The organism is Prosthecobacter sp., from assembly GCF_034366625.1.
Lineage (GTDB): Bacteria > Verrucomicrobiota > Verrucomicrobiia > Verrucomicrobiales > Verrucomicrobiaceae > Prosthecobacter.
Map to the genome: position 1 here is coordinate 56,440 of NZ_JAXMIH010000028.1, position 24,408 is coordinate 80,847.

At 61.0% G+C, this 24,408-nt stretch carries 17 protein-coding genes; 16 read left to right on the forward strand and 1 reads right to left on the reverse strand.

Annotated elements, in window-relative coordinates:
• Positions 1 to 2 precede the first annotated feature (2 nt).
• From U1A53_RS25425 to U1A53_RS25460, 8 genes are read left to right on the forward strand one after another with little or no spacing between them, the layout of a single operon-like run.
• A complete protein-coding gene (locus tag U1A53_RS25425; protein ID WP_322284702.1) occupies positions 3 to 2,141 on the forward strand; it encodes a PSD1 and planctomycete cytochrome C domain-containing protein in 2,139 nt (712 codons plus the stop codon).
• Between the two features lie 60 nt (positions 2,142 to 2,201).
• Positions 2,202 to 3,539: a DUF1501 domain-containing protein gene (locus U1A53_RS25430; protein ID WP_322284703.1), complete on the forward strand. Its 1,338-nt coding sequence runs from the start codon at positions 2,202 to 2,204 to the stop codon at positions 3,537 to 3,539.
• Between the two features lie 5 nt (positions 3,540 to 3,544).
• Positions 3,545 to 5,029 carry a DUF1501 domain-containing protein gene (locus U1A53_RS25435; protein ID WP_322284704.1) on the forward strand — a complete coding sequence of 495 codons (1,485 nt, stop codon included), beginning with the start codon at positions 3,545 to 3,547 and terminating at the stop codon, positions 5,027 to 5,029.
• A gap of 40 nt (positions 5,030 to 5,069) precedes the next feature.
• Positions 5,070 to 6,881, forward strand: coding sequence for a DUF1549 and DUF1553 domain-containing protein (locus U1A53_RS25440; RefSeq protein ID WP_322284705.1), 1,812 nt, complete (start codon positions 5,070 to 5,072; stop codon positions 6,879 to 6,881).
• Between the two features lie 16 nt (positions 6,882 to 6,897).
• Entirely contained in the window at positions 6,898 to 8,283 is a 1,386-nt protein-coding gene (locus U1A53_RS25445) for a DUF1501 domain-containing protein (RefSeq protein WP_322284706.1), read from the forward strand.
• Positions 8,280 to 9,797: an arylsulfatase gene (locus tag U1A53_RS25450; protein ID WP_322284707.1), complete on the forward strand. Its 1,518-nt coding sequence runs from the start codon at positions 8,280 to 8,282 to the stop codon at positions 9,795 to 9,797. The genes U1A53_RS25445 and U1A53_RS25450 overlap by 4 nt, the downstream gene beginning before the upstream one ends.
• A gap of 41 nt (positions 9,798 to 9,838) precedes the next feature.
• Positions 9,839 to 10,414: a hypothetical protein gene (locus U1A53_RS25455; RefSeq protein ID WP_322284708.1), complete on the forward strand. Its 576-nt coding sequence runs from the start codon at positions 9,839 to 9,841 to the stop codon at positions 10,412 to 10,414.
• Between the two features lie 44 nt (positions 10,415 to 10,458).
• Positions 10,459 to 11,571 (forward strand): lactonase family protein, encoded by a 1,113-nt coding sequence (locus tag U1A53_RS25460; RefSeq protein WP_322284710.1) that lies wholly within the window; start codon positions 10,459 to 10,461, stop codon positions 11,569 to 11,571.
• Positions 11,572 to 11,713: 142 nt separating this feature from the next.
• Here the strand turns inward: U1A53_RS25460 and U1A53_RS25465 are convergent, their stop codons facing one another.
• A complete protein-coding gene (locus U1A53_RS25465; RefSeq protein WP_322284711.1) occupies positions 11,714 to 14,425 on the reverse strand; it encodes a PQQ-binding-like beta-propeller repeat protein in 2,712 nt (903 codons plus the stop codon).
• A gap of 76 nt (positions 14,426 to 14,501) precedes the next feature.
• Between U1A53_RS25465 and U1A53_RS25470 the strand changes: the two genes are divergently transcribed.
• From U1A53_RS25470 to U1A53_RS25505, 8 genes are read left to right on the forward strand one after another with little or no spacing between them, the layout of a single operon-like run.
• Complete coding sequence (locus tag U1A53_RS25470) at positions 14,502 to 15,737, forward strand: hypothetical protein (RefSeq protein WP_322284712.1); 1,236 nt, start codon at positions 14,502 to 14,504, stop codon at positions 15,735 to 15,737.
• A gap of 46 nt (positions 15,738 to 15,783) precedes the next feature.
• Positions 15,784 to 17,100: a hypothetical protein gene (locus U1A53_RS25475; RefSeq protein WP_322284713.1), complete on the forward strand. Its 1,317-nt coding sequence runs from the start codon at positions 15,784 to 15,786 to the stop codon at positions 17,098 to 17,100.
• Positions 17,097 to 18,089: a Gfo/Idh/MocA family oxidoreductase gene (locus U1A53_RS25480; protein WP_322284714.1), complete on the forward strand. Its 993-nt coding sequence runs from the start codon at positions 17,097 to 17,099 to the stop codon at positions 18,087 to 18,089. Before U1A53_RS25475 ends, U1A53_RS25480 begins: the two co-directional genes overlap by 4 nt.
• Before the next feature lie 3 nt (positions 18,090 to 18,092).
• On the forward strand, positions 18,093 to 19,136 hold the full coding sequence (locus tag U1A53_RS25485) for a sialidase family protein (RefSeq protein ID WP_322284716.1): 1,044 nt from the start codon (positions 18,093 to 18,095) through the stop codon (positions 19,134 to 19,136).
• Positions 19,137 to 19,141: 5 nt separating this feature from the next.
• Positions 19,142 to 20,581: a Gfo/Idh/MocA family oxidoreductase gene (locus U1A53_RS25490; protein ID WP_322284717.1), complete on the forward strand. Its 1,440-nt coding sequence runs from the start codon at positions 19,142 to 19,144 to the stop codon at positions 20,579 to 20,581.
• A gap of 14 nt (positions 20,582 to 20,595) precedes the next feature.
• On the forward strand, positions 20,596 to 21,357 hold the full coding sequence (locus tag U1A53_RS25495) for an aldolase/citrate lyase family protein (RefSeq protein WP_322284718.1): 762 nt from the start codon (positions 20,596 to 20,598) through the stop codon (positions 21,355 to 21,357).
• Between the two features lie 6 nt (positions 21,358 to 21,363).
• Positions 21,364 to 23,196: an FAD-dependent oxidoreductase gene (locus tag U1A53_RS25500; protein WP_322284719.1), complete on the forward strand. Its 1,833-nt coding sequence runs from the start codon at positions 21,364 to 21,366 to the stop codon at positions 23,194 to 23,196.
• A 5-nt stretch (positions 23,197 to 23,201) separates the two neighbouring features.
• Complete coding sequence (locus U1A53_RS25505) at positions 23,202 to 24,302, forward strand: sialidase family protein (protein WP_322284720.1); 1,101 nt, start codon at positions 23,202 to 23,204, stop codon at positions 24,300 to 24,302.
• The last annotated feature ends 106 nt before the right edge of the window (positions 24,303 to 24,408 follow it).

Here is a 24,408-nt window from a genome sequence, read left to right on the forward strand (position 1 = left end):
GCGTGCCCATCCGACTGCCATTCTTAGCCCTGCTCGTCCTCCTTTCTGGAGTCTGCATCGCCGCGCCTGCGTACACCAAGGTCGAATTCAATCGCGACATCCGCCCGATCCTCGCTGCCAAATGCTACGCGTGCCACGGTCCCGACGAAGACAAGCGCGAGGCCGATTTGCGGCTCGATGTGCGGGCTGAGGCGGTCAAAGAAGCCATCAAGCCCGGCAAACCGGATGACAGCGAGTTCTGGCATCGCATCACGACCGCTGATCCTGATGATGTGATGCCGCCGCCATCCTCGCCGAAGCAGCTCACGAAAACCGAGCGCGATCTGTTTCGTCGCTGGATTGCTGAAGGGGCCGAATATCAGAATCACTGGGCCTTTGAGCCGATCAGGCGTCCCACGGTGCCGCCATCGAAACGCAGGAACCCCATCGACGCATTCATTGAGCACGAACTTGCCAAACACGATCTCAAGCCGGCCGCTGAAGCCGACTCGGCCACGCTGATCCGCCGTGTTTATCTCGATCTCACCGGCCTGCCACCGACTCTAGAGGAGGTTGCGTCCTTCATTCGTCGGCCATCTTCGTTTGAGCCGGTCGTGGACCGACTCCTCGCCTCTCCCAACTTTGGCGAGCGCTGGGCACGTCACTGGCTGGACATGGCACGCTACGCCGACAGCAATGGTTTCCTCGGCGACGGCCTGCGCCCGAATGCTTACCGTTATCGCGATTGGGTGATCGACGCCATCAACCGCGACCTGCCGTTCGATCAGTTCACCATCGAGCAAATCGCGGGTGATTTACTGCCCAATCCCACACGCGAGCAAATCGCCGCCACCGGCTTTCATCGCAATGCCGCGCTCAACACGGAAGCGGGTCTCGACAAAGAAGAAGCGCGTTTCCAAAATCTCGCCGATCGCGTGAACACCACAGGCCGCGTTTGGATGGGCCTCACCGTCGGTTGTGCGCAGTGCCACACGCACAAATACGATCCGATCACCATCCGCGATTACTACAGCTTCTACGCCTTCTTCGACAACACCGAGGATCGTGACGAGCCGACGTCAAAAGCACCCGCCCTTGCTGAAGTGATCAAGGATCGTCGGCAAACATACGTCCACATGGCCGGGGATTACACCCGGCGTGGCCCTGATGTCGTGCCTGCGAGCCTCTCGTCTCTGCCACCGATGAACAAGCCCACGCAGCCCGAGCCGAACCGCCTCGATCTCGCGAAATGGCTCGTGTCGCCCAATCATCCGCTCACCAGCCGCGTCGCGGTGAATCAAATCTGGAGCAAGCTCTTTGGCACCGGCCTCGTGCGCACGCCTGATGATTTCGGCACCAGCGGTGAGTCGCCCTCGCATCCTGAATTGCTCGACTGGCTCGCCTCCGAGTTCATGCGCGAGGGTTGGAGCCGCAAGCAGCTTATCAAGACCATCGTGATGAGCGACACCTACCGCCAGTCCTCCGCGCATCGCGATGACATCGTCGTGCTTGACCCGCTGAACCGACTGCTTTCGCGTCAAAACCGCGTACGTCTCGATGCTGAAATCCTGCGTGACTCTGCACTCGCTGTCAGCGGCTTGCTCAAGCGCAGCATTGGCGGCCCGAGCTTTCGCCCGCCGTTGCCGGAGGATGTGTTCGATGTCGGTCGCTCCTCAAACTGGCAGGCCAGTCCCGGTGACGAAATCTACCGCCGCAGCCTCTACATCATCACGCTGCGCAGCGTGCTCTATCCCACGCTCACCACCTTCGACGCACCGGATGCCGCCGACTCCTGCGTGCGCCGCGAACGTTCGAATACTCCGCTGCAAGCCCTCACGATGATGAATGACGGTGTTTTCGTCGAAGCGGCGCAATCGCTGGCTCTTCGCATCGTGCGAGAAGACGCGTCAGAAACATCAAAACGCCTCCAGAAACTCTTCCAGCTTGTTTTGAACCGCGCACCACGTGCGGAAGAGATTTTGCGTCTGAAATCATTCCACGCGGAGCAAAAGGCCCACGTGCAAAATGGCGGTGCAGAAGCTCTGGAAGCCCTCGGCATCATCAAAAAGGCTGTTTCGCCAGCCGAAGCCATCGAAGCAGCTACACTCGTCGCCACCGCACGCGTGCTCATGAACCTGGATGAGTTTATCAACCGCGAATAGCCACATCACTCACGGCTCACCATCGCAACACTTCCTTCCCTTCGTCCGTTTAGAAACGCCATGCTCACCCTTTTCTCCAAACAGTCCGCCAACCGCTACTGCGACGGCCTTTCGCGTCGTTCGTTTCTGCGCATCGGCGGCCTTGGGCTCGGCGGCTTGAGTTTTCCCGAGTTGCTGCGTGCGGAGTCGGAACAGGCCCTCGGCAAATCGCAGAAGGCGCTCATCCTGGTTTACCTGCCGGGCGGGCCGCCGCACCAGGACATGTATGACATCAAGGTGAACGCGCCTTCGGAGGTGCGCGGGCCGTTCAAGGCCATCGGCACGAATGTGCCGGGCATCCAGATCAGCGAGCACCTGTCGCGCATGGCGAAGATGGCGGACAAGTTCAGCTTCATCCGCAGCGTCGTGGGCGCGAAGGATCGGCATGAGAGCTTTCAATGCGTGACGGGCCGTCTCAGCAACAACGCGCCTCCGGGCGGCTGGCCGGAGATCGGCAGCGTGGTGTCGAAGCTCAAAGGCGGAGCGCCCACGGTGCCCGGTTATGTGAATCTCTCGCAGCAGATGAAGCACACGCCCTACAATCAAGGACGGCCGAGTTTCCTTGGCGTGGCGCATGCGCCTTTCATGCCCTTGGAGCGCGGGAAAGAGGACATGTCGCTCAATGGTGTGACGCTGGAGCGGCTGGGCGATCGTCGTGGACTGCTCTCTGCCTTCGACAGCTTCCGCCGCGAGACCGATGCCTCGGGCACGATGGCGGGCATCGATGTCTTCCGGCAGCAGGCCTACGGCATTCTCACCTCCTCGCGTCTCGTCGATGCGCTCGACCTTTCCAAGGAGTCGCCCAAGCTCCGCGAGCGCTATGGCAAAGGAACGGAGAAGATCCAAGGGGATGCCGCGCCGCGACTGAATGAGCAGTTTTTGCTCGCACGCCGACTCGTCGAGGCCGGTGTGCGCGTGGTGACGCTCAGCTACAGCTTTTGGGACTGGCACGGGCAGAACTTCAAGAACGCGCAGGAAAACTTACCTGACTTTGATCAGGCGATCACCGCGCTCGTGCAGGACTTGCATGAACGTGGCATGGACAAGGATGTGACCGTGCTCGCCTGGGGCGAATTTGGCCGCACGCCACGCGTGAATGACAAAGGTGGACGCGATCACTGGCCGAACGTCTCCTGTGCGTTGCTCGCCGGTGGCGGCATGCGAAATGGACAATTCATCGGTGCCACCGACCGCCTCGGCGGGGAAGCATCGGATCGCCCCGTGCACTTCCAGGAGATATTCGCCACGCTTTATAACAACCTCGGCATCAATCCGCATACCAGCACGGTGTCCGACTTCTCCGGTCGCCCGCACTATCTTGTCGATAACGAATTCCAGTCGATCAAGGAGCTGGCGTAGCTCGCATGTCCCCCTTTGAAAAACATCTCACGCAAACGCGCCGCGATTTCCTCGCGACGAGTTCCTGCGGGTTGGGGACGCTCGCTTTAGCGTCATTACTGAAGCAGGACGGGCTGCTGGCGGAGGAGGCGAGCCTTCCGGCGAATCCGCTTTCAACTCGCGTGGCACATTTCGCGCCGAAGGCGGAGCGTTGCATCTTCATCTTCCTCGAAGGAGGGCCGTCGCAGATGGACCTCTTTGATCCGAAGCCGCTCTTGAACAAATACGACGGCCAGCCGCTGCCCGACTCCATCGTGGGCAATGCGAAGTTCGCCTTCCTGCAAAAGGAATCGGCCACCGTGATGGGCACGAAGCGTGTCTTCAAAAAGCACGGTCAATGCGGCATGGAGATCAGTGATCTGCTGCCGCACATCGCCACTTGTGCGGATGACATCGCGTTGATTCGCTCGATGCACACGACGCAGTTCAATCATCTGCCCGGCCAGCTCATGCTAAACTGCGGCGCGGCGCTGCTCGGGCGTCCGAGCGTCGGCTCATGGGTGACCTACGGCCTCGGCAATGCTTCGCAGGAGCTGCCGTCGTATGTCGTGATGGTCAGCAAAGGTCGCGGCCTGCCTGGTGGCAGCTCCACATGGTCCAGTGGCTTTTTGCCGTCGTCGTATGGCGGTGTGATGTTTCGCAATGGAGCATCCCCCGTGCTGAATCTCGCCAACCCCGATGGCATCACGCCGGAGATGCAATCCGCGAGCATCCGCGCCCTGAACGACCTCAATCGCCTCCAGCACAAGCACATCGGCGATCCTGAGATCGCGGCTCGCATCAACAGCTACGAGCTGGCCTTCCGCATGCAAAGCTCGGCGCCGGAACTGGTCGATCTCAGTGGTGAATCACAGGCCACGCTCGACGCGTATGGCGTGAATCGCATCGAGCCGCCCATCAAGAGCAACCTCGGCGGCATCGGCAACTACCAGACCTTCTCGCGCCAGTGTTTGAATGCGCGACGCATGGTCGAGCGCGGCGTGCGTTTCGTGAACATCATCCACGCCTCGTGGGATCATCACAGCAGCCTCGATCCGCAGCTCGCTCACAATTGCCAGATGGTCGATCAGCCCATCGCCGCGCTGCTGAAGGATCTGAAACAACGCGGCCTGCTCGACACCACGCTCGTCGTGTGGGGCAGCGAGTTCGGTCGCACCGCATTGGGCGAGAACCGCAAGGGTTTCAAGAAAGTCACGGGCCGCGATCATCATCCCGCCGCGTTCAGTTTGTGGATGGCCGGCGGCGGCATCAAAGGCGGCCAGGTCCATGGCGAGACCGATGACTTCGCCTGGCACGTCGCGCGCGATCCCGTGTCCATGCACGACTTCCATGCCACGATCCTGCATCTCTTCGGCCTCGATCACAACAAGCTCAGCTACCGTTTCCAAGGCCTCGACTTCCGCCTCACTGGCGTGAATCCTGCGAAGGTGGTGAAGGGACTGATCGCGTGATTTGCAGAGGAAAAAGCCGTTCACACCACGTTTTGGTCAGGTGCCAAACGCCCCGCTCCAAATCATCGCCACCTCACTCCTGCTCTGCGTCATCACGCAGGCGGCGGAGCCTGTGGCGATTGATTGGGCCAAGGCACGCCAGCACTGGTCCTTCGTGCCGCCGAAGGCCCGGGCCTTGCCAAAGGTGAAAGACGCCGCATGGCCGCGTGGGCGTGTGGATCACTTCATCCTCGCGAGCATGGAGGCGAAGGATCTCACACCTTCACGTGAGGCCGATGCGCGGACTTTGATCCGCCGCGTGACCTTTGACCTCACCGGCCTGCCGCCGACGCCTGAGGAGGTGCGGGTGTTTGTAAATGACACGCGCCCGGATGCCTATGCACGGCTGGCAGAGGATTTGCTTGGTCGTCGCGCCTTTGGCGAGCGCATGGCGAGTGTGTGGCTCAATCTCGCGCGCTATGCCGAGGATCAGGCGCATCAGGTAGGCGGCAACTCCTCGCTCAACTATCCGAACGCGTGGCGTTATCGCGACTGGGTCATCGCGGCCTTCAATGCCGACCTGCCTTACGATGCATTCATCGAGAAGCAGCTCGCGGTTGATTTGATCGAGCCGCAAAACAAGGCAGACCTCGCCGCGCTCGGTTTTCTCGGGCTCGGGCACAAGCTGTATGCTCGCAGCCGGCTGGATGTGCAGGCGGAGGAGTGGTCGGAGCAGGTGGACACTGTTTCGCAGACTTTTCTCGGCCTCACGGTTGCCTGCGCACGCTGCCACGATCACAAGTTCGATCCGATCACGGCCCGCGATTACTACGCCATGGCTGGTGTCTTCGCCTCGGTGCAGATGGTGAATCTGCGCCCCGATGGCAAGGAGGAGGACAGCAAAACATTGGCCGACAAGATGGACCCTGGCACCCTTCACGTCGTGCGCGACCTCAAGCCGCATGACCTGCCCGTCTATGATCGTGGTGATATGGAGGCTCCAGGCACCACGGCTCCGCGTGGCTGGTTGCAGGTGCTGAGCAAGGGTGAGCCGGCGAAGTTTCAGCAAGGCAGCGGTCGTGCGGAGTTGGCCCGCCAGATCACCGATCCTGCCAATCCGCTCACGGCCCGCGTGATGGTGAATCGCGTGTGGGATCTGCTCTTCGGCAAGCCCCTGGCACGCACCACGAGTAACTTCGGCGCGACGGGCGACAAACCGACACATCCTGAACTGCTCGACGACCTCGCCATCCGCTTCATGCAGGACGGCTGGTCCTTGAAGCGTCTCATGCGCGAACTGGTCATGTCCGCCACCTATCGCCAAAGCAGCAGCGGCAGCGCCGCGAACTCCCAGCTTGATGAAGCAAACGATCACCTCTGGCGCATGAACCGCCGCCAGCTCGGTATCGAATCGTGGCGCGATGCCATCATGGCCACCGCAGGCACGCTCACTCTGGAAGGCGGCGCATCGCAGAGCCTCGATGCTCCCACGCATCACAAACGCACGATTTACTCCCAGGTCAGCCGCCGCGAGCTGAACAAGACGCTCATGCTCTTCGATTACCCGGATGCGAACGTCCACGCCGCCCGCCGAAGCAGCAGCACCACGCCCACGCAGAAGCTCTTCGTGATGAACAGCCCCTTCATCATCGAGCAGTCGAAAAAGCTCGCCCAGCGCCTTCAGCAAAGCGGCAATGATGACATTGCACGTATTCGCCACGCCTACGAACTCCTTTTTGCCCGCGAACCCGAGACGGAAGAACTCGCCATCGCCCAGGAGTTTCTGAAACAACCCGCCGAGTCTGCCCTCACCGCGTGGGAGCAGCTCGCGCAGGCTCTGCTGGCCACCAACGAAATGCTTTATGTGGACTGAACACAACCCAGCCCAGATGACCCGGCGTGACGCTCTCCAACGACTCTCAGCGGGCTTCGGCGCGATCGGTCTCGCGGGCATGATGGGATCGCAGGCGAACGCGGCGGTGAAGCAGCAGGTCACGCCGAAGGCGAAGCGAGTGATCTTCCTCTTCATGAACGGCGCGCCGTCGCATATCGACACCTTTGATCCGAAACCGGCGCTGAAGAAATACGAGGGCCAGCAGCCGTCGGGCAAGCTTTACCGCGCACCGAAGACGAGCGGCTTCATGTCGTCGCCGCTGAAGTTTAGCAAGTGTGGTCAAAGTGGCATCGAGGTGAGCGAGAGCCTGCCAGCACTGGGCAGCATCATCGACGATTGCTGCGTCATTCGTTCCATGCACACGGACGTGCCAAATCATGAGCCCGCACTGCTCATGATGAACACCGGCAACATTCAGCCGATCCGCCCCTCGCTCGGCTCGTGGGTGCTGTATGGGCTTGGCAGCGAAAATGAGAACCTGCCGGGCTTTGTCGTGCTGCGGCCCACGCCGAACATCGTGGTGGGACCGGCGCTGTGGAGCAACTCTTTCCTGCCAGCCGAGTATCAGGCCACCGGTGTCATCACCTCCGACATGAGCGTGGACAAACTCGTCGCCAACGTGCGCAACTCTGTGCTCGCCCCCGCACAGCAGCGACGGCAGATCGATTTGATTCAGAAGCTCAATCACCTCCATGCCGCAAAGCGCGAGCACGACACCGCGCTGGAAGGGCAGATCAAGGCCATGGAGACCGCCTACCGCATGCAAAGCGCCGCCAGCGATGCCTTCGACATCAGCCGCGAGCCCGCGAAGATGCGCGAGCTGTATGGCGACACACCTTTTGGCCGCTCATGCCTGCTCGCACGTCGTCTCGCCGAGTCTGGCGTGCGCTACATCAGCGTCTATTACACCAGCAGCAACAATCAGCCCTGGGACACCCATAGCGACCACTACAAGCGCCACCCCGAACTCTGCGCCGACAGCGATCGCGCCTCCGCCGCGCTCATCAGCGATCTGAAACAACGCGGCCTGCTCGATGACACGCTCGTCGTCTGGACCGGCGAGTTTGGCCGCACGCCTTACTCGCAGGAAACCGAGGACAAGAACAAGAAGGTCGATCCGATGCGCCGCGGTCGTGATCATCACCACACCGCCTTCAGCACGCTGCTGGCCGGTGGTGGCATCAAAGGCGGACTCGCCTACGGCACCTCCGACGAACTCGGCATGAACGCCGAGGAAAACAAAGTCCACGTCCACGATCTGCACGCCACCATCCTGCATCAACTCGGCCTCGATCACGAAAAGCTCACCTACCGCTACGCCGGTCGCGATTTCCGCCTCACGGATGTGTATGGCGATGTGGTGCATGACATCCTCGCATGAAACGCCTGCTTATCCTCCTCTGCCTGCTCTCATCATTCGCGGCAGCGGCACCGCGCCCGAACATCATCGTCATCCTGGCCGATGACATGGGCTTCTCCGACCTAGGCTGCTACGGCGGCGAGATTCAGACGCCGAATCTCGACAAACTCGCCGCCGAGGGCATGCGCTTCTCGCAGTTCTACAATTGCGCTTTGTGTGGTCCCTCACGCGCCGCCTTGATGACCGGGCTTCACCCGCATCAGGTCGGCATGACGCAGTGGACCGGCCTGCTCACGAACAACTGCGTGACGATGTTCGAGGTGCTGAAACGCGCCGACTACACAACCTGCGCCGTCGGTCGGCTGGACATGCTCACGGCGGAGGACTGGCACGATCCGCAGAACCTCTCGCATCATGTGGATCGCTACTTTGGCACCACCGGGCATCAAGGGCCGGGCAACTACTTCGCCAACACGCGCAACACCGCCTTCTACCGCGATGGAAAGCCCTACACGATCCCCGATGGCGGCTACAAGACTGACCTCATCACCGATTTCACCATCGAATTCCTCCAGCAGCGGGACAAAACAAAGCCCTTCCTTCTCTACATGGCCCATTACGCGCCGCATTGGCCGCTGCATGCGAAAGCGGCCGACATCGCGAAGTATCGTGAGCTGTATCGCAAACTCGGCTGGGATGCCGCGCGCGAGCAACGCCTGAAGCGCCTCGTTGAAAGCGGCATCCTGCCTGCCGGCACGAAACTCTCGCCGCGCGAGGCTCGTGCAGCCGCCTGGAGCGAGGCTGAACATCTCGACTGGGAAGCGGAGCGCATGGCCGTCTTTGCCGCGCAGATCGACTGCCTCGATCAAAGTGTGGGGCGCGTGATGGAGGCCGTGCGTGGCACCAACACGCTCGTCTTCTTCCTCAGCGACAACGGCGCTTCCGACAAGGCTGTCGGGCAACTCGACAAGCCAGGCCAGACCTGGCGGGCCGACGGCAAACGCACCCGCGTGGGCAACAAGCCCGACATCATGCCCGGCCCCGGCGACACCTTCGTCACCGCCGGTCCCGCCTGGGCCAATGTTTCCAACTCCCCCTTCCGCCAGCACAAGCAGTCGAATCACGAAGGCGGCATTTCAGCACCGCTGATCGCTTGGTGGCCGGGAGTCGTGCCTGCCGGCAAAATCAGCCCCGAGGTCAGCCACATCACCGACATCACCGCGACCGTCTTCGATGTCGCTGGCCAAAATTATCCCACCGCCTTCGACAATCGTGTGGTGACACCTCTCGCAGGAAAATCGCTTCTGCCGGTGATCAAAGGCGGCACACGGGCCGGTCATGAATCCCTCTGCTGGGCCACCTCCGGCAGCAAAGCCGTGCGCATGGGCGACTGGAAGCTCGTCGCTGCCTCGAAAGGCAAATGGGAACTTTATGATATGAGCACCGACCGCACGGAGCTTCATGATCTCGCCTCCGAGCAGCCCGAACGCGTCGCCACCATGGCGAAGGTGTTTGAGGCGTGGCATCAACGCTGATCGTTGCTTGAACTCCTTCTTTGCCGTCGTATCACCCGCCCATGGCCTGGAGATTCGACAAAATGGTGATTCGCGGTGAGATCGACAACACCGTGCGCGGGAGTGTGACCGGTACGCTCTGGCTGCTCGGACGCGAGCAACCGATGACGCTCGATCTCGTGGGCGACGCATGGCCGGACCTCGCGGGCTGCAAGCTGACCTTTGAGAACCCCAATCCCGTTCCGCAGCCGCAATACGACGATGGCCTCGCGATGATTCAAACCGGCTCCGTGGGCGACATCACCGCATCGCAAAAGCTCAAGAAGCTCCTAGTGCCCGAGGAGGTCTGGATGAAGGCGCTGGAGGAGAAGCGCTTCCACGAGGTGCCCTGGGTGCTCTCTAACTCGCTCTACCTGGAGTGGTTCAGCGACCGCAACGGCCGCATCGTCATCCAGACCACCGATTATGTGCTCCATGTCTCCGAGCGTCAGTGGGAAGCGGATGCGGACGAGCAGGCCGCCCAGCAGGCCATCAATGAGGAAAACATGCGCGCCTTCATGGAAGATGCTGCGCGTGCGCTCGGCGGCGAGGATCTGGCGGATGAAGCCGAGGATGAGGATGGCCCCAAACCGCATTGATCCATTGTGCCGCAAGGGGCGGGTTTGGAGAGCGTTTGGGCATCATGCGCACGCTCCTGCTCCTCCTTGCCGCCATGTCTCTGTCCGCCGCTGAACCACTTGTCTTCGTCTCGGCATTCGCCTCAGGTGAAAAGGGCGGCATTCACGCCTTCACCTTCGATTCGGAAAAAGGCACGCTGAAGCCGCTGCATCGCACGACAGACATCCAGAATCCGTTTTTCATCGCCCTCTCGCCGGACAAACGTTTTCTCTACGCCATCGACGCGGAGAAATTTGGCGGCGATGAGGACGAAAACGTAGCCGCCTTTGCCCTCGAAGGCCGCACAGGCCGCATGAAGCGTCTCAATCACCAATCCGCACGCGGCACGGCCTCCTGCTACCTTGATGTCGATGCCGCGGGCAAATCCGTGCTCGTTGCAAACTACTCCAGCGGCAGCGTCGCCTCGCTTCCCGTGAAAAGTGACGGCTCGCTGGGCGAGGTGGTCTCGTTTTTCCAACACAGCGGCTCCAGCGCCGATTCCTCGCGTCAAAAGGGGCCGAATGCGCACTGCTTCGTCATCAGTCCGGACAACAAGCACGCCCTCGCTGCCGATCTCGGTATCGACAAGATCATGATCTACACGCTCGATGCCGCCACGGCGAAACTGACGCCAAACGAGGCCCAACCCTTCGCCAAGCTCACGCCCGGCAGCGGTCCGCGACATCTCACCTTCCATCCCGGCGGCAAGCTCGTGTATGTCATCAACGAACTCGCCAACACGGTCACCGTCTTCGACCGGAGCGCCGCCGACGGCACGCTGAAGGAGAAACAAACCATCGCCACTTTGCCTGCCGACTTTACCGGCAAGAGCTACACCGCCGATTTGAAGATCACACCTGATGGAAAGCACCTCTACGGCACCAATCGCGGCCACGACAGCCTCGCCAGCTACCGCATCGCCGAGGATGGCACGCTCACACTACTCGCCATCCAACCCAGCGGCGGCAAAGGCCCGCAAAATCTGCTCATCACGCCCGATGGGAAGTGGCTATTATGCGCGAACATGCCGGGAAACAATGTCGTGGTGTTCAAGATCGACGCTACGAGCGGCAGCATCACAGCGCATGGAGGGCCAGTCGAGGTGCCGATGGCCTCGTGCATCCGCTGGGTGGAATAGAGTGGTCCGCACAGTCCTCTGTGCGGCGCGTGGTAGTCCGGTGAGGTGTTTCACGGTAAAACTCACGGATGGAGAAGCGCTGTGGCATGTTTGGAGGCTGGTTGCGGTGCGGTGCGCCGCACAGAGGACTGTGCGGACCACATTACTCCCGCACTTCCCACGCAGGCGGCAGATCCTTCGACTCCGGTCCGTAGGTCTGCGACACAACGAAGCCGCTGGCCTGCGAAGTATAAAAGATGCGGCCGTTGCTCACCACAGCGCCCAAGCACTCACGTGAATCAATCGCGGGGCCGGTGGACACGAGCTTGCCTTCTTGGGAGAGGTCGATCATGTCCATGTTCGCGCCGAGCACGTAGGGCTCGCTCATGGTGAAGCGGCAGCAGGCGTAGTTGGTGAGGATGCTGAAGGTGACCTTGCCCGTCTCGCGGTCGAAGATGTTGCCTTTGCCGCGCAGGGCGTTGGAGAACATGAAACGCTCGCCCACGCTGACGACATTGAGCGCGGAGGTCACGGCGTCGGACTTCCAGACGAGTTTGCCGGTGTTGGCATCCAGGCACCAGACGAAGCGGTCGTCCGTGCCTTGCTGAGCACGGTTGAAGCCGCCGATGTAGAGCTTCCCATCGCGGGCGCTGAGAGTGCATTTGGCGGTGACGTAGTAGTCGTTGGTCTGCCAGAGGATGTTCCCGGTCTTCGGGTCGATGCAGCAGGTGAGGCCGTTGTTTTTCACGGGAAGGCCGCGCCGCGCGCGCTGATCGGCGTCGTAGCCGAAGAACACGCTGTAGTAGAGCTTGCCGTCGAGGATGCAGATGCCGCAGTCGTTGCCGCCGCGACCCTGGTCATAAAAATCCTTCTCCCACACGACCTTGCCCGTTTCCAAATCCCAGGCCCACACGCGCGGGTGATGGTTTTTCGGGTAATAGGGATTGTCGTTCGAGTAGATGAAGCTCATCACCTCGCTGCCGTCCGCAGGCTTCACCGGCTCGCCGCCGAAGGTGTAGGGCTTCTCGCTGCCCTGCGGCGCATAATCGCCGCTGCCGCTCGCATAAATGGCGATCTTGCCCGCGACTACCGGCGGGAACTGCCGGCTCCAGCTCGGGCTGCCGGTGAACGGCGCTTCCCACAGCATGTTGCCCGTGGCGGCATCGAGACAGCGCACGAAGGATTTTTTCATGCCCGCCTGCGGAATCAGCAGCTTGCCGTCGATGTAGAGCGGAGAGGTGAAACTCAAATACACATCCGGCCACCAGCGCCGCCACAGCAGACGGCCCGTGTCCTGCTCCACCGCGATGATCTGCCCCTCGGCCGTGTGCGTGTAGAGCCTTCCGCCGCCGCAGACCGGCAGATGCTTCACCGTGCCTTCGAGCCGCCGTGCCCAGCGCATGCGCAGCGGCGGCTTGAGATCCTGGTTGTTCGAGTTCTGGCCCGCGAAGTTGCCGTAGTTCGTGTACCAGTCGTATTTGGCGTCGGCGAGTTTGCTGGTGAGCGGACTGCGGATCACGTCAACGGCAGGCCCGGTGACATTGATGCCTGTTAGCAGGTCTGTTTTGAGCGAACCATACTTTGCTAGATAACCACCTTCGTCGGCTACGAAAACAAAACCATCAGCTACTGCCACTGGCGCTGAAATCGCATGGGTGCCGACACCCAACTTCTTGATTGGCGCGTCACCGCTTAGTGTGGCGATGTAAAGCACCCCATCCAGCCCGCCGAAGATCGCATGCCGTTTTGTGAGCACGGGCGGCGCGATGGCTCCCGCACTGCTGAGTGGTTTGGATTCCTTGGTGCTCATGTCATGTCGGATCAATCCACGTCCGCTCTCCGGCTTCACGCGAAACACCTCACTCCCACGAATAGCCACGGGTGAAAAGCTCAGCAGGCCGTCCATGCGGATGTTCGTGTCGGTGCCTGCGACGAAATCGCCAGTTTTCAGTGTATCGCCTTCGAGACGCATGATGTCCACGCGACCCGCGTTGTCGCGGCGGTGCCACTGCACATAGACGTTGCCCTCGTCATCGGCACTTTGGCCGAAGGTGGCTGGAAATTCTTTCCCCGACCACTCGGGGATCTCGCCGGTGGCCTTCAGCTTCGGCGCAGCACCCGTGTCTTCGAGGAACAGCGTTCTGCCGCCTGCGGGAATGACGACGACGTTGCCCTTGATGAGGCAGATGTCGCGCGAGCATACGAAATGATCCTTCCAGTTCACGCGTCCATCACTCGATGTGGGCTTCGTGCCCGGTTTGAGCGTGGCAAGCATGCGCTTCTCGCAAAACGCGGCCCAGGACTCGCCGCTCCAGCGGTTGCCATCGAAACCGACGATTTCCTTCACAAAATCCCACTTCCACTGCTGCTCGCCCTCAAACGTGAGCGCCAGCACCTGTGCGCCGAGTGTGGCGACATACACGCGCTCCTTCGCCACGACCGGCGTGCTGAAGATCGGCTCCCCGCAGTCGATCTCCTTCACTACCGCGCCCGTCTCGCGATCCAGCACATAATAAATTCCGGCCGTGGTGCCGAAATGCAGGTGTTTCCCTGCGATGGCAGGCGAGGAGACGTTGTTCACGTTTTGCTTGCCGCCCTTGCTTTGAAAGCGCCAGACCTCCTTCAGCGTCGCTGTGTCGAAACAAGCCGCGCAGCCCGAGCCATCGACGACATACACCTTGCCGCCCGCGACCACGGGCGAGGTGTAAATGCCATCCGTCATCGCCACCGCGCCTTGCAGGCCGAGTTTTTCGACATTGATGTCGATTTGGGCCGCGTTGCCACTGTGCGCCGCGTTGAACATGAACTGCGGCCAGTCTTCGGCGAATGTGGGAACGGCAAGAGCGAGGCAAAAAAAGGTGAGAATGCGATTCATGGCCATTGAATACGAAATGCCGCGCCCGAACTCGCAACTAGAAGAATCTTCCTCCTCGCGGTGTTTTAGTCATTGCATGACCAACCGCCGCCATTTCCTCTCCTCCCTCGCACTAGCTCCTCTCGCCGCTCGTGGCCAGGAAGCGCCGAAGTTCCCACCGACCCGCGTCATCACGAAGGGGCCGGGCTTCCACTGGTTCGCCTACTACGACAAGCTCCAGTTCTCACCGGACAACCGCTTCGTGCTCTGCAACAAGGTGAACTTTGAGCATCGCTCGCCGACGGGGGATGATGTGATCGAGGTGGGCATGGTCGATTTGCAGGAGAAGGACAAATGGATTCCGCTCGGCAAGTCGAATGCCTGGAACTGGCAGCAGGGCTGCATGCTGCAATGGATCCCGGGCACCAAATCGAAGATCATCTGGAACGACCGTGAGAAGGACCGTTACGTCAGTCACATCATGGATGTCAAAACAGGCGAGAAGCACACGCTTCCGGCTCCGATCTACGCTTTGAGCCCCAACGGCAAAGAAGCCGTGAGCTGCGATTTCTCTCGCGTGGCGGATTGCCGGCCCGGTTACGGTTACGCGGGCATCCGTGACCGCTTTTTCGATGACATGGCTCCCAAAGGCAGCGGCGTGACTCATGTGAATCTGGAAACGGGCGCGGAGAAGTTGATCGTCAGCCACGAACTGCTTTCGAAGACCGGCGAGGTGATGGAAAACCACCCGACTTCGAAGCACCACGCCTACCACCTGCTCGTGGGGTCGGATGGGAAGCGCTTCATCATGCTGCATCGCTGGACGCAGCCGAAAGGCGGCCATCTCACGCGCCTCATCACGGCTAACATGGACGGCAGCGATCTACGAATCGTGATCCCGAATGGCTACGCCTCCCATTTCATCTGGCGCGATGCCACGCACATTCTTTCGCAGGCCAAAGACTGGCTCGGCAACAAGGAGTGGGGCGATTTCCTCTTTGAGGACAAGGACAGCGGCATTGTCGCCGAGATCGGCCACGGCGTGCTCGATGGCAGCGGCCACCTCACCTATTTGAAAAACAACGAGTGGATCCTCAACGACACCTATCCCAAAGGCGTCCGCCGCATCCAGACGCCGCACTTGTATCACATCGCCACGAACCGCCGCATTGACCTCGGTTACTTCCCGCAACCCCCGGAATACAAAGGTGAATGGCGCGTGGACTGCCATCCACGCAGCAGCCGCGATGAGCGCTGGGTATGCATCGACGCGCCGGATGGGGCGAATGGCCGCCAGCTTCACCTCATCGACATCCAGGGGCTGATGGGATGAACTCGATCTACTCGCAGCGGCACGCCCAAACGCAGATCCTCCATCCATGAAAACACTTCTCTGTTTGTTCCTGCTTCCGATTCAGGCCTTTGCGGTGCAAATCGCCACGTTTCGTGCTGATGTGACACCACCGGTCGGCGCGCCGTTGTGTGGTGGACTCGTCAAACCTGCATTGGGAGTCAGCGAACCGCTGCTGGCACTGGGTGTCGTGCTTTTGAGTGACGAGAAGCCCGTCGTTCTATGCGCGGTGGACTTCTGCGAGATTCGCGGCGCTGACCACATGCACTGGCGCGAGGTCCTGGCCAAGGCAGCGGGCACTTCGCCCGAGCGTGTGGCCTTGCACTCGCTGCATCAGCACAATGCACCGCTGGTGGACAACGCCGCGCAGAAGCTGCTGCCGGAGATCGGCATCATCGATGCCGCTGCGACCGAAAAAGCGCTCGCAGGTGTCGCAGCAAGCATTGAGGCCGCATTGAAGACTCCGCAGAACGTCACACACATCTCGACAGGCGAAGCCAAAGTGCTCGAAGTTGCTGGGAATCGCCGCGTGCAGGTCATCGACGGCAAGGTGGGCAAGATGCGAGGCAGTGGCTCGAAAGACCCCGTGCTGCGGGCGCTGCCGGAAGGTCTCATCGACCCGATGCTCAAGACGATCAGCTTTTGGAATGGAGACAAGAAGCTCGCCGCGCTGCACTACTACGCCACGCACCCGATGAGCTACTACGGCGACGGCATCGTGAGCCATGACTTCGCTGGCATTGCCCGTGAAAAGCGCACGCAGGAGGACGGCGTGCCACACATCTACTTCACCGGCTGCGGCGGCAATATCGGTGCTGGCAAATACAACGACGGCACACCGCCGATGCGCCCGCTGCTCGCTGGCCGCATCCACGCGGCGATGGTCGAGTCGGAGAAGGAAGCGAAGCGAGTGCCGCTTACCAAGATCGCATGGCGGCATGTGCCGGTCGTCTTGCAGCCTGATCCCGAGTTCCCGGAGGAGCGCATGCTCAAGGTGCTGCAAAACACCGAAACACGGCCCGCCACGCGCATCAGTGCCGCCTTGCGCATCGGCTTCATCCGTCATCGCGAGCCGATTCCCTTCACCAGCCTGCATCTCGGTGATGACGTGTGCCTGCTGCATCTGCCGGGCGAGAGTTTCGTCGAGTATCAACTCTTCGCGCAGCAGCAGCGTGCGGGAGGTTTTGTCTGCACCGCGAGCTATGGCGACGGCGTCACCGGTTACATCCCGCTGGAGCACTCTTTCATCGAAGGCGGCTACGAGCCATCGCAGGCCTATGCGGCCCCTGAGTCAGAAAAATTGATGAAACAGACCATCTCGGACCTTTTGAAGGAACAGCCATGAAACACCTCCTCCTCGCACTCCTTCTCTGCGGCACCGCCATTGCTCAAGACGGCCTCAAACAGCTCCGCGCGGGCATTGTCGGGCTCGATACCTCGCATGTGCCGGCCTTCACGAAGCTTTTCAACAAAGGCGAGACGGAGGGCGAGCTGGCAGGAATCAAAGTGACCACCGGCTACACGGGCGGCACAGACATGCCCGCCAGCGCCACCCGCAAAGAAAAGTTCACGCAGCAGCTTCGCGACATGGGCGTGGAGATTGTCGATTCGATCCCGAAGCTGCTCGAAAAAGTCGATGTCATCCTGCTGGAGAGCGTCGATGGCCGCATCCACCTCAAGGAAGCACGGGAAATCTTCAAAGCGGGCAAACCGGTCTTCATCGACAAACCACTCGCTGGCACGCTTGCCGAGGCCATCGCCATCGTGGAACTGGCGAAGAAGCACAACGTGCCTTTTTTCAGCAGCTCATCCTCACGCTTTGGTCCTGAGTTGATGGCGCTCAAAGGCAACGCCGAGGTCGGCGACATCCTCGGCGCTGCGACCTGGGGTCCATGCTCGTATCAAGAGGGCACGCCGGACTTTTTCTTCTACGGCATCCACGGCGTCGAGGCGCTCTACACAATCATGGGCACGGGCTGTGAGACAGTTTCACGCGTCAAAGGTGCTAACAACGACATCGCCACCGGCACTTGGAAAGACGGGCGCATCGGCGCGTATCGCGGCATCGTGAAGGGCAAGGCGGACTTCGGCGCGGTGGCCTATGGCAGCAAAAGCATCGGTCAGGCCGCGAAAGCCGTGAGCTACGAGGGCCTCTGCCGCCAGATCGGCAAATTCTTCCGCAGCGGCACGCCACCGGTGAGCGCGGAGGAGACCATCGAGATCTTTACCTTCATGGAAGCCGCCGACGAAAGCCTCCGCCAGGGCGGCAAACCCGTGTCACTCGCCGATGTGCTCGCGAAGGCGAAGGTGGAGGCGGAAAAACTGCTCAAGTAAGCCATGCGCACACTTCTTTTCCTCCTGGCCGGGCTTCTTGGCGTTCTTCAAGCCGAGCCACCGAAAGTGACCGTCACGAACATCCGCCGCGTCTTTCACAACGGCGAGCACAACGCGTTCACCGACCTCGTTCGCTTCAAAGGCCAGCTATACCTGTGCTTCCGCAGTTGCCCGAACGGCCACATGGTATTCAACACGGCCTCGGTCATCATCATGCGCAGCACGGATGAAGGAGCGACGTGGACGCAGGTGCATCGTTTCAGCGTCAAAGACCGCGATACGCGTGATCCGCACTTCCTCGACTTCAACGGCCAGCTCTTCCTCTACACCGGCACATGGTGGACCGGGTCGGGCCTGTTGGATCGAAAGGACTATGACATGAACAAGCAGCTCGGCTTTGCAGTATCATCGCCGGATGGCACGAAATGGAGCGATCCCACGCTGCTGGAAGGCACCTTTGGCTACTACATCTGGCGAGCCGCCACCTGCGACGGCAAAGCCTACCTCTGTGGACGGCGTAAGGCCAATTTTGCCGTCAGCGTGATGGGAGAGCGCGGCCACAACCAGTCCATCATGCTCGAAAGTGATGACGGCATCATCTTCCGCCATCGCGCCTACTTTCAGGAGTCTGGCGGCAATGAAACGGCCTTCTTCTTCGAGAAGGACGGCAGCGTTTTGGCCCTGGATCGCAACGGAGGAGGCAATTCCATGCTCGCCAGCTCCAAACCGCCCTACACCGACTGGAACCGCCGCCCGCTCGACCGTTTCGTCGGCGGCCCGCTGCTGGTGAAATGGAGCGATCACATCCTCGTCGGCGGACGCAACCAAACCAAGGATCGCGGCCCGAAAACATCCCTCGGTTGGCTCGTCGGCGACAAGTTCCACGAGTTCGCCGAACTCCCTAGCGGCGGCGACAACTCGTATCCAGGCTTCATCGAGCTTTCACCGACCAAGGGCCTCATCTCCTGGTATTCGAGCCATGAGAAGGACGAGGCCAGCAAGACAATCACCGCGATCTACTTGGCCGAACTGAATCTCTCCCCCTAACCACCATGCTCACATCCACACGCCGCCGTTTCTTTGAAGACTCCTTGATGGCCACTGCCGCTGTTGCCCTTCCTTCTCAGCTCTTCGCTGCCGACCCGACATCAAGCAGCCCGAACGAAAAGCTCACCGCCGCGATCATCGGCTGTGGGATTCGTGGGAAAGCGCATGCTCGGGAGCTGGCGCGGCTGGTGGATTGCGATGTGGCTTATGTTTGCGATCCTGATCTCGACCGCGCGGATGAAGTGGGTGCGTTGCTGGTCGAACTGAAGCGCCCGATGCCGAAGAAGGTGCAGGATTTGCGAAAGGTGCTCGAAGACAAGGCGGTGGATGTCGTTTTCATCGCCACGCCGAATCACTGGCATGCGCTGGCGGCGATCTGGGCGATGCAGGCGGGCAAGGATGTGTATGTCGAGAAGCCGGTGAGCCAGAATGTCGAGGAAGGCCGCCGCATCGTGCAAGTGGCGCGGAAGCTGGGGCGCATCGCGCAGACGGGCACGCAGAACCGGTCGCGCGGCGCTTTGGCCGAGGCGGTGAAGTTCATGCGCGAGGGCAAACTGGGCGAGGTGAAGCTGGCGAAGAGCATCATCTACAGCGGACGCGGCAGCATCGGCGGCCCGGCGGAGTGTGCGATGCCGCCGCGTTGCGATTACGACCTCTGGGCCGGTCCCGCGCCGATGACGAAGCTCACGCGGCTGAAGTTCCACTATGACTGGCACTGGTTCTGGGACACCGGCAACGGCGAGATCGGCAACAACAACGTCCACTCGCTCGACATCTGCCGCTGGGGCCTCGGCGTTACCGGATTGGGTCGCAGTGTGATGAGTTATGGCGGTCGCCTCGGCTACACCGACGTGGCGGAGACGCCAAACTCGCAGGTCGGCATCTTCGACTTCGGCGACAAGACCATCGTCTCCGAAACCCGCGGCCTCAAAACCGCGCCGTTTCATCCCACGATCAAATCCATGTGGTTCTTCTACGGCAGCGAAGGCATCATCGCCGACACGAGCCTCTTCGATCCGAAAGGCAACCTCGTCCGCGCCTTTGAAGGAGGCAAATCGGAGAACCACTTCGCCAACTTCCTCCGCACCGTGCGCAGCCGCAAGCACACCGACCTCACCGCTGACATCAAGGAAGGCCATCAAAGCACCGCGCTCTGCCACATCGCGAATATCTCGTATCGCCTCGGCTCGAAAACCTCCGTGAACGACATTTCGAAGCATCTCGGCGACATCAAAGCCCACGAAGACGTGCAGGACACCCTGGAGCGCACGAAACACTACCTCGCCGAAGCCGGAGTCGATCTCGACAAAACGCAGCTCACGCTCGGCCAGCATCTCCGCGTGGATGGCGAGAAGGAATCCTTCCTCGACAACGCCGCCGCGAACGCACTGCTCACCCGCGAGTATCGTGCGCCGTTTGTGGTGCCGAAAGAGTCGGAGATTTGAAAAGCCCACCTTGCATGCAGCCTTCCGCCGTCTTGAAGAAAATCCGTGCAGGCGAAACCGTCGTCACGGCCAAGTCCTGCTACACCGACCCTGAACTGGTCGAAATAATCGCCTCATCGGGCTACGACGCCGTGTGGATCTGTCTGGAGCATAAGCGCGGGGATGCCTCAATGGTGTATGCGCTAATTCAGGCCTGCCGGCTCGGTGGCGCTGACGCGTTGATTCGAGTGAAGCCATCGAACTACACGGACGTGTTGCATCTCATCGAAGCCGGTGCGCGTGGCATCATGCTGCCGCGTGTGAAGCATGTCGACGAAGTGCGCGAAGTGGTGAGTGCTATGAAGTTTCCGCCGCTCGGCGCGCGTGGCTTCGATGGCATTCATGCGGAGGCGGATTTTGGCCGCATCCCGCCTGCGGAGTATCTAGCGAAGGCGAATGACGAGAATTTCCTCGTCGTGCAGATCGAGGAGCCGGAAGTGGTGCCGTATGTTGATGAAATCGCGGCCACGCCGGGTGTGGATGTGCTGTTTGTCGGTCCCGCTGATCTCACGCTGGGCCTTGGCAAATTCGGCAAGACGGACGATCCCGAGGTGCGGGTGATTTTGCAGAGCGTGGCTGATGCATGTGCTCGTCACGGCAAGGTCGCGGCCATTCCCTGTGCCCCGGAGCAGGTGAAGGGCTATCACGACATGGGCTTCCGCTTCTTCAATGTGATCAGCGACTTCCGCTGCGTTTCCACCGGTATGAAAGCAGCCCGCGCGGCGGTACAACTCTGACGCGCCATGCCCGTGACCGAGCAGACTCTCGAATGCGACCTGCTCGTGGCGGGTGGCGGCATCGCGGGTGTGTGCTGTGCGCTCGCAGCGGCACGTCTCGGCACGCGCGTGATCCTTTGCCAGGACCGCAGCGTGCTCGGCGGCAATGCGAGCAGTGAGGTGCGCATGCACATCGTCGGTGCCACGGGACTCAGCGGCGGCAAGGAGCTGCAAAACGAGCTGCGCGAGGGCGGCATCATTGAGGAACTGCGTCTCGACCTTGCCGTGCAGAATCCGCAGCGCTCGCCCGCGCTCATGGATCTCCTGCTTTACGACAAATGCCGTCGTGAACCGAACATGACGCTTTATCTCAACACCACCGTCGTCAGTGCGGTGGCCGAGGATGGGCTCATTCGCGAGGTGCGCGCCGAGAGGCCGTCCACGGAGGATGCTTTCGTCATTCGAGCAAAGACCTTCGTCGATTGCACTGGCGACGGTCGGCTTGGCATCGAGGCAGGCGCGCCGTTCATGCGCGGACGCGAGAGCAAGGCGCAGTTTGGCGAATCCCTTGCGCAGAACGAGGCGGACTCGAAGACGCTCGGCTCGTCGATCATGTTCCAGGCTCGCAAGCACGGCCGCGAGATGCCTTTCACCGCGCCTCCTTGGGCACGGCGCTTCAGCGCGAAGGATTTCAAACTGCGGCCCTATGGCCAGAGCGGCTTCGATCTCGGCCTCGAATACGGCTATTGGTGGATCGAGTGGGGCGGCTGTCTCGACACGTTGAAGGACAACGAACGCATCCGCGACGAGCTGCTCGCCATCACGCTCGGCGTCTGGGACTTCGTCAAAAACCACTCCGACATCGACGCCTCGCACTGGGCGCTGGAGTGGATCGGCTTCGTGCCCGGCAAGCGCGAGAGCAGGCGCTTCATCGGCCAGCACATCCTCACGGAGAACGATCTCATCACCTCCCGCGCCTTCCCCGATGCCATTGCCTATGGCGGCTGGCCCATCGACACACATCCGCCGGAGGGCGTCGATGCACCTGAGCTGCCGCCCTGCACTCAGCATCATTTGCCCTACATCTACGACATCCCGCTGCGCTGCTGTGTGTCCACCGGACCGCGCAATCTGATGTTTGCCGGCCGCAACATCTCCGCCACACATATCGCCTTCGCCTCCACCCGCGTCATGGCCACCTGTGCCGTCATCGGCCAAGGCGTCGGCACCGCGGCGGCGCTCGCTTTGAAGCAAAACGTGTTGCCCTTCGACATCGCGGCAGACTCCAGTCTGATGTACGCCATCCAGCAGCAACTCCTCAAAGACGACTGCCATTTGATCGGTCTGCGAAACGACGACGCGTGCGATCTCGTCCGCCAGGCCGCACAAATCAACGCATCCAGCATCAAACTTGGCGCGGAGCCTGAAAACGTGCGCAGTGGATTCACCCGCATCGTCACCAATGTCCCGACGGATCGGCGGCAAGAGGGCGTGCAGCGTTGGATGAGTGAAGAGGTGCCCGCGTGGCTGGAAATCCGCTGGGACGAGCCTGTTTGTATCCGCGAGGTCGTGCTGATTTTCGACTCCGGCCAGCATCGCCTCCTCACGCTTTCACAAGCCGACGGCTACACCCAAAAAATGCTCTGGGGACAACCACAGTCGGAAACGGTGCGTGATTACGTTTTGAGCCTCGAAACCACCCATGGTTGGCAGGATGTGCTGAAGGTGGCGCACAACTACCAGCGCCGTCGCTCGCATCTTCTGGAGCAAACCGAGCACGCCACCGCGCTGCGCATCCAAGTGACCGCCACGAACGGTCTCGACCATGCACGCATCGTCGAAGTGCGGGCGTATGCCTGATCCTTATGAAAGCCTGCCTTCTTTCCGCCACCTTGCTGCTTTGCTGGCAGTCGCTTGCTCAGGAGCCATTTCTGCCTGTGAAGAAATCCGTTCACACGCTGGCGACGGGCGGAGACTACCTGGCGTTCCCGGCAGTGCTGGATCTCGGGAGCGAGGTGCTGGTGTGCTTCAAGCGCGGGAAAGCACACGCGGCGGATGCGGGAGCGACGCAGGTGCTGCTGAGGCTGGACAAGGCATCTGGCAAAGTCCTCGCCACGGGCACACTGGCAGAGGTGAAGGGCGAGATCATGCAGATGGGCGAATGGGTGCGGTTTGGGAACGGGGACGTGGCGAACTACATCGACGCGCAGGAGGCGCAGGGCTCGCTGCGGACGGGATTGGCAGTGGTGAGGTCCAACAACGGCGGCAAGACCTTCGCGCCGGTGCATCGGGCGGGCGTGATCGATGGCGTGGAGTATGGCTATGCGTTTGACTCGATCACACGCGGCCAGACGACGTGGGTGCTGGTGATGACCTTTGCGAATCTCACCGGTGGAAAGCTCGTTCACAAGACGAAGAGCCAGCCGGGATCCGTGGATGTGATCCGCAGCGATGACAACGGCCTGACGTGGCGCTTCGTGCGCAGCATCACAAACGAACTCGGCAACGCACCGATCAATGAAAGCGCGTTCATGGCGCATGGCGATGGCTTCATCGTCACCGCGCGTGGTTACGACAATCGCGAATGGCTGCTGCGCACGGACGCGGAGTTCAAGTTGATTGAGAAGAAAGACATCACTGCCGCGCATCAGGTCATCACCTCGCATATCGGCAGGCCGCGTTTGTTTCAGCGTGATGGCGCATCGTATCTGCTTGGGCGCAACTGGGCCGCGCCGGGGCTGATGCAGCTTGCCTTGTTCAAGTTTGACCCGCACACGCTCGACATCACACAGCATGTGATCTTGGACAATGCGGAGAAGCAACCGGTGGCCGATGGCTACTACGCCCAGCCATATTGGACGGAGCGTGACGGGCGCACGCGTTTCCACGTCATCACCTACAAAAGCGGCGCGAAGAAGAACCCCGGCATCATCCGGCTCGAGTTTGACTGGGAGGAGGTGCGGTGAATGCGAGCGGTGAGCCTGTGTTCTTCGCCTCTTTTGCCGACCAGTTCCGGCCTTCGGACTCCGTTTAGCCATCACTCACTTCCAGCCGACCTCATGATTACCGCAC